The following is a 10781-nucleotide window of genomic DNA, read 5'->3' on the forward strand; positions in this document are numbered from 1 at the left end:
CGCCACTGGCAGGGCAACGTTGACATCTGCAAGCCCAAGCTCCGCCAATAGCTCGCCGGCGTGGCGGTGCATCGCCTGGACATCCACCAGGCCACCAAAGCGGCGCGGCTCGTTGCCCAGGAAGATGTTTTCGGCCACCGACATCGCCGCTACCATCATCAATTCCTGGTGGATGATGACGATGCCCGCGGCCTCGCTGTCGCGCACGCCGTGCGCGCGCAGCGGCTTGCCATCGAACTCGATCTCACCGGCCCAGGTGCCATGCGGGTACACACCGGAAAGCACCTTCATCAGGGTGGACTTGCCCGCGCCATTCTCGCCGCACAGGCCCAGGCATTCACCCGAGTGTACGGCCAGGTCCACGCCGTCGAGCGCACGAACACCGCCAAACGACTTGCCGATGCCCTGCATGCGGAACATCGGCTGCAGGGGCGTGGGCTTACTTGCCGTAGAGCTGGGCATGGGTATAGAAGCCGTCCTGCACCACGGTGTCGACGTTCTGCCTGGTCAGCCCGATGGGTTTCAACAGCACCGTGTCGACGTCTTTCTTGCCGTTGTTGAGCTTGCTGGTAAAGCTCACCGGCGTCCCCTTCGCCATGTCCACCGACATCGCAGCGGCCTGGGATGCTATCTGGCGGATCGGCTTGTACACCGTCATCGACTGCGTACCCTCGATCACGCGCTTGACGGCGGCAAGGTCGGCGTCCTGGCCCGACACGGCCACCTTGCCCGCGAGCTTCTGCGCGTTCAGGGCCTGGATAGCACCGCCGGCGATGGCATCATTGGAGGCGACGATGCCCTGGATGTCGTTCTTGTTGGCGGTGAGGGTGTCTTCGACGATGCGAAGGGCGCGCGAGGGATCCCACTCGGGTGTCCACTGCTGGCCGACGATTTTCACGTCGCCGCGGTCGATGGCGGGCTTGAGGGCCTTCATCTGGCCGTCGCGGTACATGTGGGCGTTGTTGTCGGTGGGTGCGCCACCGAGCAGGAAGTAGTTGCCCTTCGGTGCCTTGTCCAGCACGCCCTGCGCCTGCATTTCGCCCACCTTCTCGTTGTCGAACGAGATGTAGGCATCGACATCGGCGCCCAGGATCAGTCGATCGTAGGAAAGCACCTTGATGCCGTTGCGGTGCGCCTCGGCCACCACATTGCCCAATACCTTGGAGTTCATCGGCACGATCACCAGGACATCCACGCCGCGGGCGATCAGGTTCTCAAGCTGGGCAACCTGGCGCTCCTCACTGGCGTCGGCGGATTGCACGTACACCTTGGCACCAAGCTTTTCGGCAGCAGCTACGAAATAGTCGCGGTCACGCGACCAGCGTTCCAGGCGAAGGTCGTCGATGGAGAAACCGATGACGGGTTTGTCCTTGCTGGCGTGGGCTTGTGGCGTCAGTGCGGCGCTGACAACGACCGCGGCCAGGGCGCACAGTGAGCGAGCGAAACCTTTCTTCATGCTGTTTTTGCTCCATTGACCGGGTAGGGCGCTGCGCTGTCATCCCTGGCGGAGCGGGCATCCGAATATACGGGTTTGAGCTGCCGATAGAGCGCCCGAAAGGCCGGCTGCCGATGTTCAACGTAATAACTGTGACGAGCCGCGCGCGGTTCGGCGACAGCGAGCAGCGGCGGCAGCGGACATGTATTTGCCAGGGTGGCGCCGGGTTCGCTTGCCAGTTGCGCCAGCCGCGCTGCGCCCAGGGCCGGGCCGACCTCACCGCCCGCGCGCAGGCTTACCGGTCGTCCAAGGATGTCAGCGATCATCTGGATCCAGAAGCCGCTCCGTGAGCCACCGCCGATGGCAACGATCTCGGAGGCGGCGATGCCCGCCGCTTGCACGGCATCGACGCCATCGGCCAGGCCGAGGCCGACACCTTCCAGCGTGGCGTGTGCCAGGTCCTGGCGCGTGGTGTCGGCGGAAAGCCCCGTGAATGCGCCGCGGGCGTGTACGTCGTTGTGCGGCGTACGCTCGCCGGTAAGGTAGGGCAGGAAAAACGGCCCGTCGGCGCGCGACATGCTGCCCTCGGCCTCGGCCAGCAGGGCGGCCACGTTCGGCTGGCCGGTGATCCGTGCGGTGAAGTCCAGGCAACTGGCGGCGCTCAGCATCACCGACATCAGGTGCCAGGTGCCGGGCAGGGCGTGGCAGAAGCTGTGCACGGCTTGTTCGGGTCGTGCGTGGAAGCCGTCGGCGACCGCGAAATAGACACCCGAGGTACCCAGGGACAACATGGCCTGGCCCGGCATGACGATGCCGGCGCCCACGGCACCGGCGGCGTTGTCGCCGCCACCGGCGGCTACCGGGATGCGATCCATGCCCCAGCGATCGGCCAACGCCGGCTTGAGGGAGCCGGTGACATCGGTCCCCTCGTGCAGGGTGGGCATGTGGCCTGCATCCAGGCCCGTGGCTGCCAGCATCGCCGGGCTCCACTGGCGTTTGGCAACATCCAGCCACAGTGTGCCCGCAGCGTCGGAGACATCCGTGGCGAACTCGCCTGTCAGGCGGAAGCGCAGGTAGTCTTTCGGTAGCAGCACTTTGTGGATGCGGGCGAAGCCCGCCGGTTCGTGTCGGCGTACCCACAGCAGCTTGGGCGCGGTGAAGCCGGGCATGGCCAGGTTGCCGGTGACATGGCGAAAGCCCTCCACGTGCTCCAGCTCAACGCATTCAGCGTCACTGCGGCCATCGTTCCAGAGGATGGCCGGACGGATCACTTCGCCCTGGCGGTCGAGCAATACGGCGCCATGCATCTGTCCGGAGAGTCCGATCGCGTGCACGCGCCGCGGCGAATGGAACGCGCGGTCCGCCACCGACAGCACCTCGTCCACGGCCGACAGCGTTGCCTGCCACCAATCTTCGGGATTCTGTTCGGACCACCGTGGCGCCGGATGACTTACCGTCAGCGGTTTGCTGGCCGTGGCGACCACGTCGCCGCCGGCGGCCATCAGCACCACCTTCACCGAGGAAGTGCCCAGGTCGATGCCCAGGTACAACGCCCGCTTCATCGGTAGACGTAGCGATTGACGAGGTTTTCCAGCCATTCCTGCTGGCCTGAGACGTGCTCGGGACGGAAGTCGGCGCGGCTGGCTTCCGTGGCCAGGGCCTCAAGGGTAAATTCCCCGCCCAGGATGCGGCGGCCCAGGGGGCCATCCCAACCGGCGTAGCGGCCGGCCTTGAAGGCGGCCAGGGCGTCGTCCTGCACCATCGCAGCCGCACGCTCCAGCGCCATGGCCAGGGCGTCCATCGCGCCCACATGGCCGTGGAAGAGATCTTCCGGCGCGCTGCTCTGGCGTCGCACCTTGGTGTCGAAGTTGAAGCCGCCCGTGGTAAAGCCGCCGGCGCGCAGGATTTCGTACATCACCAGGGTGAGCTCCTCCACCGAGTTGGGGAACTGGTCGGTATCCCAGCCATTCTGCGGGTCGCCGCGGTTGGCGTCGATGCTGCCGAAGATACCCAGCGCAATGGCGGTGGCCACCTCGTGGTGGAAGGAGTGTCCGGCGAGCGTGGCATGGTTGGCCTCAAGGTTCACCCGAACCTCCTTTTCCAGGCCGAAATCCTTCAGGAAACCGTACACCGTGGCGGTGTCGTAGTCGTACTGGTGCTTGGTCGGCTCCTGCGGCTTCGGTTCGATCAGCAACGCCCCGCTAAAACCCGTGCGGTGCTTGTGTTCCACCACCATCTGGAAGAACCGGCCCAGCTGGGCGCGCTCGCGTTTGAGGTCGGTATTGAGCAGGGTGTCATAGCCCTCGCGGCCGCCCCACAGCACGTAATTGGCGCCGCCGAGCTTGCGCGTCGCGTCCATCGCCATCCGCACCTGGCTGGCAGCGTAGGCGAACACCTCCGGTTGAGGGCTGCTGGCGGCACCGGCTGCATAACGCGGATGGCTGAACAGGTTGGCCGTGCCCCACAACAGTTTGACGCCGGTTTCTTCCTGCTTCTGGCCCAGCACGTCCACCATGGCCCCGACGTGGGCATGGTATTCGGCGAGGTTCGTTCCTTCCGGCGCAATATCGGTGTCGTGGAAGGTGTAGAAGGGCACGCCCAGCCTGGAAAAGAAGTCGAAGGCGGCGTCGGCCTTCAGCCGGGCCTGGGCCATGGCGTCGCCCGGTTGCTGCCAGGGGCGGGCGAAGGTGCCCGCGCCGAACATGTCGGTGCCAGGCCAGACGAAGCTGTGCCAATAGCAGGCGGCCATGCGCAGATGTTCGGCCATGGTCTTGCCGAGCACTTTGCGACCGGCCTCGTAATGGCGGAAAGCCAGGGGCGTGCTGGCGCCCGGGCCTTCGTAGCGAACGGGCGCGATCGTGTGGAAATAGGTCATCGGACATCCTCTCAAGCGATGGCCGAGGATGCTGCCGACCGACGAGGATGGCGCGCAATTGCGAAATCCACCAACCAGTTAAACATTTTTGCTGTCGCGCCGCGTCATGTGTTTTCGTAGTGGTTTTGTTAGCTTGCAGCAGTCATCGGGGAAAACGCATCATGAATCCGCACCGGATCGCGCTGCTGTTCAACGCCAACAAGGTCTACGACCGCCAGGTGATCGCTGGCATCGGCGAGTACCTGAAATCCACGCGCGTGCAGTGGGACCTCTTCATGGAAGAGGACTTCCGCTGCCGCACGCTGGGCATCCACCGCTGGGCGGGCGACGGCATCATTGCCGACTTCGACGACCCGGTGGTGGCCGAAACCCTGGCGAGCCTGTCGGTACCGGTGGTTGCCGTCGGCGGTTCGTATGCCGATGACAGCCACTATCCGGCGAACGTCCCCTACGTGGCCACGGACAACGCCCGCCTGGTGCGCGTGGCCTACGACCACCTGATCGAACAGGGCCTACAGCGCTTCGCCTTTTACGGACTTCCGCCCGTGCCGGGCAACCGCTGGGCGCAGGAGCGCGAAGCCGCGTTCGGCAGCATGGTGTCGTCCGACGGCCTTTCCGGCACGGTGTACCGCGGCTCACCTACCAGTGCCGGCGGCTGGGGCCGCGCGCAGGAAGACCTGGTCGAATGGGTAACCTCACTGCCGCGGCCCATCGGCATCATCGCCGTCACCGACGCGCGCGCGCGTCAGCTGCTGCAGGCTTGCGTGGTGGCCGATGTCGCGGTGCCCGGCGAAGTGGCGGTGGTGGGTATCGACAACGACCCGATGGCCCAGTTGCTCAGCCGCATTTCACTCACCTCGGTGATCCAGGGTGCGGAGGAAATGGGCCGCACGGCAGCGCAGGTGTTGCACCAGATGCTCCATGGCGGCGACTGCAGCACCACGCGCGTGCTGGTGCCGCCGGTGGGCATCAACGTACAGGCCTCCAGCCAGCACCAGCCGATGAAGAGCGCCCACGTGATGCGCGCGCGCCACTACATCCGCCAGTACGCGTGCCTTGGCATCAAGACCGAACAGGTCGCCGACTACGTCGGCATCTCGCGCACGTTGCTCGAAGAGCACTTCAAGCGCGAGCTCAAGCAGACGGTCCACCAGACCATCCTTGACCACAAGCTGGCCATGGCCCGTGGCATGTTGGGCGACGCCGCCATCCCGCTCGCCGATGTCGCTGTACGCTGCGGGTTTACCTCGCTGCAGTACATGTACGCCGTGTTCCGCCGCGAGTACGACTGCACCCCGCGCCAGTTCGTGGAGCTTGCCCGCAACACCTGACGTTAAAACCCCGTATGGGGTCAGACCCCATGCATGGCTTCGAGCGTACGGACGGGTGCACGTTGTGCAACGTCCAGCAAGGCCAGCGCCTGGCTCCTGGCCGACCGCCTTAGCGAACGACGAAGATCCGGATCGTTGGTGGTGCGGGCAAGCACCATGCCGCCCACGCATAGCGATACCATCGCCTGGGCACGCTGTTCTGCGTCGCGTACGCCCTTGAGGGCCGATCGATAGATGTGGCTCATGCCGCGGATCAGATCGGTGTAGGCCTGCTGCGGCTCAAGGCCAGCGCGGGCGACGTCGGCAGGCAGGGCGTAGAGCGGACAATGCATGTCGATGTTGTCCAGGGCTTCGTCGCTGAGGTAGAGATCCACCAGCATCCGGGCCAGGCGCCGCGGGTCCTTCAGGGCGCGTGCGGCGCCGGCGGTTTTCACGGCGAATGGATTACAGGTGACGAAACTCGCCACGGCGGCGGCGTAGAGTTCGTCCTTGCTGTCGAAGTGGTGGTAGAAGGCACCACGCGTGAGCCCGGCGCCGGACATGATCTGGTCCAGGGTGACCTGTTCGAAGCCGAACCGGTTGAATAGCCGCCGCGCGGATTCGACGATGGCCTGGCGCGTGCGGGCCTTGTGCTCGGGACTGTAGGGCATGGTTGCGAACCTCCGTTGCGCAGGTATAGCACCCTTCAAAATATGTTCTTTAACATATTTTGCGGCTGCGTATCCTCGCGCTCCAGGGGTGGTTCACACCCATCAACGGAGAAGCGCATGAAGATCTACTGGATCAAGGCCCAGGCCCCGCGCAAGGTGGTGGCCCTGGCACGGCACCTGGGCATCGAGGCTGAGTTTGAGCACGTCGACGCCCTGGCCGGCGGCCTGAAAACGCCGGCGTATGCCGCCCTCAATCCCAACCGCAAGGCCCCGACGATGGTGGACGGGGATTTCGTGTTGTGGGAGTCACCCGCGATCATGATCTACCTGTGCAACAAGGTGGGGTCGGACATGTGGCCGGCGACCAACCTCGCCGACCAGGTGGAAGTGATGCGCTGGATCAGCTGGAACGACACGCATTGGATGCGCGCGGTGGGGAATTTCTATTTCGAACACATCATCAAGCCGCGATTCCACATGGGGGCAGCCGATCGCGACGCTCTGGAGAAAGAGGTTCCCGGGCTGCTTGCCCTGGCGGAGATCCTCGACGACCATCTGGCCGGACGCGATTACGTGGCCTGTGATCGCCTCACCATCGCCGACTTCCAGCTGGCGGCGATGGCAACGGACTGGCGGGAAGCGGAGATGCCGCTGGCTGGGTACACCAACATCGTGCGATGGCTCGATGGTTTGATGGACATTCCTGCCTGGGCGAATCCCTGGCCGGAGACGACACCTCAAACAAGGCAGGCTGCCTAGCTACTGGCCAGCCGCGTTGCCGCCACGGCAAGCATGCCGCCGGAGACGCCTTCCACCCAACGCCGCCGCCCATCACTGATCGAACCGCGGCTTCCGGTCGCGGCCAACACAAAGGACAGTGCGGCGTAAACGACGCCGCACAATCCGATGAATATGCCCGACAGCACGATGGCCTGCAGTGCGATCGATCCATCGTGCTGCATGAACTGCGGGATGATGGCGAAGTAGATCAGCATGCCCTTGGGGTTCATCGCAGCGGTAAGGAATCCTCGATGGAAGGGCGAGGGTTCGCGTCGGCTTGCGATACGCGGTTGCCCCGGCGTGAGGGCCGAACGCAACAACTGCAGGGCGAGGAAAGCCAGGTACGCCACGCCTGCCCAACGGAGCGTGGCGAACATCACGGGTGAAGCGGCGATCACCGCAGCCAGTCCGACGGCGACCATCAGGGAATGCACCAGGTAGCCGCTGCATACACCCGCTGTGGCTCGTAGCCCGGCCGTGGCGGAGCCTGCGATGGACTGCGACGCAATGAACAGCATGTCGGGCCCAGGGGTGCAAATGAGGGGCAGGACGGTAAGGGCGAACAGGATCAACGTGTGTGTGCTCATGGGAGAGCAATGTACGCGGGATCACGCGCTATAGGGTTCCAAAAATTCCATCATTCATGACAGGAATGGCATATCATGCCAATATTTCCTTAATCAATGAATTATGATGCCTATAAAGCTGGACAAGATCGACAGGCGCATTCTCAAGGCCCTTCAAGAGAACGCGCGGCTGCAGAATACCGACCTTGCCCGCGAGGTCGGTCTATCTCCCTCGCCTTGCCTGCGCCGGGTTCGCCTGCTTGAAGAAGCAGGCGTGATCGATCGCTATGTCGCGGTGCTTGATCCGGCGATGGTCGGTGCGGGGCTTACGCTCTTCACGCGCGTCTGGCTGATCGCCCAGGATGCCGAGACCATCGAGCGTTTCATCGACGCGATGAAGCGCCTTCCCCAGGTGATGGAGTGTTACATCATGCTTGGCGAAAGCGATGCGTTGTTACGCGTGGTGGTGGCGGACCTCGATGCCTACCGGCATTTCCAGTCCACGCATCTCACGCGCGCGAACGGTATCCAGAACGTCAAGACCGATATGCCCAGCCAGGTGGTCAAGCAGACGTATGCGCTTCCCCTGTAGTGTCGATGGCGAAGTGCTAGGTCCTGCGCGCGCTGGCCATCACCACCAGGTTTCCGTCCGGGTCGCGCATGCGCATGATGAAGAAGTGTTTGGCTTGTTCAATCTCCTGGGGATCCAGGCCTGCCGACAAAAGGCGTTTGCGTTCGGGTTCCAGCGGCAGCACGCCGAGGGTCAAGGTACTGGTGCCGGCATGCTTCTTGTCTTCGAAAAGCTGCACTTCGGCGCTTTCGGTGAACTGCCACTCCACCAGGCCGTCCATCGGCTTTCGGGTCGGGGCCTTGCCGAAAAGTTTTTCATACCAGGCGGTGCTGGTTTCAAGGTCGGAGCAGCTTACATGCGCGAAAATAGTTTCGATACCCATCGTAACTTCCCGGTTTTCTATTGATTTGACCTTATCTGGGTGGAGCAGGCTTGCCCGCACCACTCGCGTCCTGCTCGACGGCTCCCACCACGACGGTGCCGACCAGGCCATTAAAATCCTGCTGCGCCTGTGTCTGCAGCTGCGCCACGACCACGTCGGCACGCTGGCCATACGGACCGAAGCCGTAAAGGACGGCGTAGTTGCGTCCGAGGGAGGCCTGTTTGATGGGAGTTACGTACTGGTTGTACCGCTGGACCGCGCGTTTGCCGGCCACGTCGTCGCCGTACTTGTCTTTCATCGAATCAAAAAGACGATCCGACTCGGTCCGCTCGCTCTGGCTTGCGTGTGCAAGCGCGCTGTCGAAATCGTTCTGGATGGCCGGGTCGTGGCGCTCGGCGGCGAGCTTGAGCCATGCCAGGCCCAGGGGGTGATTGGGCGCGATGCCAGTGCTGTCGCCGTTGAAATACACCAGCCCAAGCACACGCTGCGAGTTCTTGTTGGCCCAACTGGCCGACTCTTCGAGTAAGTCGATGGCCTTGCGGTAATCATGGTGCCGCATCGCATAGATGGACCGGCACGCGTAGTAGTCACCGGGCAGGATCTGCTCCATGCCAAAGGCGCAGACGTTGATTCCACTGCGGTCGGGTGCGTCGACCGTGGGCGGCGCGGCGTGCGCGGCGAAGACTGAGGAAAGCGTCGCCGCGGCCAGGGCGAGCTTCCAGCGCGTGCTTTCTTGCGGTGACGGTGGCGAAAGTGCCGGGAAATATCCGAAAGTGGCCTGTGTCATGGCGTCCCCCTTGACCGGTATCGGTCGGCGGTGCCCTGATACTACCGCGATCCGATCGCCCTTACATGCGGCATGACTCCGCAAGATCTACTGTCCTGGTCGATGGTGTCACGCCTGGCACATGCGGCGTTTTTCGTCAGTAGGTGGCGAGCTTGACGCGCAGCAACTGCGGGGCGCTGGTGAAATTGAGGCCGTAGTCGGTCTGGTCGCCATTCCACAGGCGGCGGAATACCCACTGGCCATTCTGGTAGCGCCCTTCCTCCACACGCTCAAGCAGGAAATGGCGCTGCGGATCGTCCTTGGGCGGGAGGAAATTCACCCGGGCGTGAAATCCGGTGACGAGGTATTCGTCCTTCGCCAGCTGGGCAATGACCACGCCGCCGGATGGCGTTGGGTTGCCCTCGGGCGGCTTCACGCCGAATTGGCCCTGCCCATAGCCCACGTGCACGCGCCAGGCGCCGAGGTCCAGTTCGCTCTCGTGGCTGTCGTCGGGTTCGGCGGCACCGAAGGTTTTGCCCTGCAGCGCTAGCGTTGCCAGTTGCTCGCCGATAGAGCCCAGCAACTGGTTCACCGCGCCGAAGGCGCCGAGCGTTTCGTCATCGACCTTGCGCGCGCCCAGGGGGAAATTCGAGTAGCCGGTGAAATCCATGCCGAAGGGGGCGAAGCCGATACCGCCCCGGCCGAAGGTGGCAAACGCATAGCGGGCATAGAGCGGGGCATTGCCGATCTCGGCCACGTACAGCGGGTTGTCGCGGCGACGGTAGCGGTCGAGCACCGCATTGACCTTCGCCGACTCGGGCAGGTAGATGTCCGGGGCCAGGATGTCCAGGGCAGGCGCCGCTGCCTTCCACACATCGAGCACGTTGTCGGTGGGTCCCCCTGACGCATAAGTGCCGGCGGGACCGGGCTTGAAGGGATCACGCAAAGCGGCGTTGGCATACATGGGCAGGTCGTACACAGCCTTGCCGGCCTTGGCCACGCTGCCGATGAAGCTCGCTATCGACCAGGCATGGAACATCTCGCCTGCGTCGGCGCCGAACACCTGGTGCCATGAGCCGGCAGGTTTGCCGATCTTCTGCAGCAGCGCCGACGGTACCGCGCCGGCGAACAGCTTGTCGGCCGCAGGCGAATGATCGCGATCGGTACCGTAGGTGCCGGACTCGTTCTCCACCTGCACCATGACTACCGTATGCTGGTCGCCATCGATCTGCTTCAGGTGCGTCATCATGGCCACGAAGGCTTTTCGGTCGGCTTCGAGCGTGGCGGTGGCGTGCGGCGAGAGCGAACCGAGCTCTTTGCCCTGCGCGGTGACGACGCGGGGAAAGCGCTTGTTGTCCAGCTTCACCCAGGAGGGTGTGTAGGCCGGGCCATTATTCTTCCACGTGGCAAACCACAGCAGCACCA

Annotated in this window: 12 protein-coding genes; 3 read left to right on the forward strand and 9 right to left on the reverse strand. The window is 64.0% G+C overall.

Annotated features, from left to right (window positions below; all coding sequences use genetic code 11):
* The 4 genes from VGM61_RS15185 to xylA all read right to left on the reverse strand — a co-directional run.
* Window positions 1–462, reverse strand: a 462-nt coding sequence (locus VGM61_RS15185) for an ATP-binding cassette domain-containing protein (protein ID WP_331523695.1), incomplete at its 3' end; no start/stop codon positions are given.
* Entirely contained in the window at window positions 440–1456 is a 1017-nt protein-coding gene (gene xylF / locus VGM61_RS15190) for a D-xylose ABC transporter substrate-binding protein (RefSeq protein ID WP_331523696.1), read from the reverse strand. The genes VGM61_RS15185 and xylF, both read right to left, overlap by 23 nt.
* Window positions 1453–3033 carry a xylulokinase gene (gene xylB / locus VGM61_RS15195; RefSeq protein WP_345786380.1) on the reverse strand — a complete coding sequence of 527 codons (1581 nt, stop codon included), beginning with the start codon at window positions 3031–3033 and terminating at the stop codon, window positions 1453–1455. The genes xylF and xylB overlap by 4 nt, the downstream gene beginning before the upstream one ends.
* Entirely contained in the window at window positions 2994–4310 is a 1317-nt protein-coding gene (gene xylA / locus VGM61_RS15200; protein ID WP_331523697.1) for a xylose isomerase, read from the reverse strand. Before xylA ends, xylB begins: the two co-directional genes overlap by 40 nt.
* A 161-nt stretch (window positions 4311–4471) precedes the next feature.
* On the opposite strand from xylA, the gene VGM61_RS15205 reads away from it, so the two are divergent.
* Entirely contained in the window at window positions 4472–5641 is a 1170-nt protein-coding gene (locus VGM61_RS15205; RefSeq protein ID WP_331523698.1) for a DNA-binding transcriptional regulator, read from the forward strand.
* Between the two features lie 20 nt (window positions 5642–5661).
* On the opposite strand, the gene VGM61_RS15210 is transcribed toward VGM61_RS15205, so the two are convergent.
* A complete protein-coding gene (locus VGM61_RS15210) occupies window positions 5662–6291 on the reverse strand; it encodes a helix-turn-helix domain-containing protein (protein WP_331523699.1) in 630 nt (209 codons plus the stop codon).
* Window positions 6292–6408: 117 nt separating this feature from the next.
* On the opposite strand from VGM61_RS15210, the gene VGM61_RS15215 reads away from it, so the two are divergent.
* Complete coding sequence (locus tag VGM61_RS15215) at window positions 6409–7050, forward strand: glutathione S-transferase family protein (protein WP_331523700.1); 642 nt, start codon at window positions 6409–6411, stop codon at window positions 7048–7050.
* Here the strand turns inward: VGM61_RS15215 and VGM61_RS15220 are convergent.
* Window positions 7047–7658 carry a LysE family translocator gene (locus VGM61_RS15220; RefSeq protein ID WP_331523701.1) on the reverse strand — a complete coding sequence of 204 codons (612 nt, stop codon included), beginning with the start codon at window positions 7656–7658 and terminating at the stop codon, window positions 7047–7049. The two genes, VGM61_RS15215 and VGM61_RS15220, sit on opposite strands and share 4 nt — an antisense overlap.
* A 106-nt stretch (window positions 7659–7764) precedes the next feature.
* Between VGM61_RS15220 and VGM61_RS15225 the strand changes: the two genes are divergently transcribed.
* Entirely contained in the window at window positions 7765–8229 is a 465-nt protein-coding gene (locus VGM61_RS15225) for an Lrp/AsnC family transcriptional regulator (RefSeq protein ID WP_331523702.1), read from the forward strand.
* A gap of 16 nt (window positions 8230–8245) precedes the next feature.
* Here the strand turns inward: VGM61_RS15225 and VGM61_RS15230 are convergent, their stop codons facing one another.
* The 3 genes from VGM61_RS15230 to VGM61_RS15240 all read right to left on the reverse strand — a co-directional run.
* Window positions 8246–8650: a VOC family protein gene (locus VGM61_RS15230; protein WP_331523703.1), complete on the reverse strand. Its 405-nt coding sequence runs from the start codon at window positions 8648–8650 to the stop codon at window positions 8246–8248.
* Window positions 8622–9377 (reverse strand): hypothetical protein, encoded by a 756-nt coding sequence (locus VGM61_RS15235; RefSeq protein ID WP_331523704.1) that lies wholly within the window; start codon window positions 9375–9377, stop codon window positions 8622–8624. The genes VGM61_RS15230 and VGM61_RS15235 overlap by 29 nt, the downstream gene beginning before the upstream one ends.
* 136 nt (window positions 9378–9513) lie before the next feature.
* Window positions 9514–10781: DUF5597 domain-containing protein (locus tag VGM61_RS15240; RefSeq protein WP_331523705.1), on the reverse strand; the 1268-nt coding region annotated here is incomplete at its 5' end.

Origin of the sequence: Pinirhizobacter sp. (genome assembly GCF_036499745.1) — a bacterium.
In the GTDB taxonomy this organism is placed as follows: Bacteria; Pseudomonadota; Gammaproteobacteria; order Xanthomonadales; family Rhodanobacteraceae; genus Pinirhizobacter.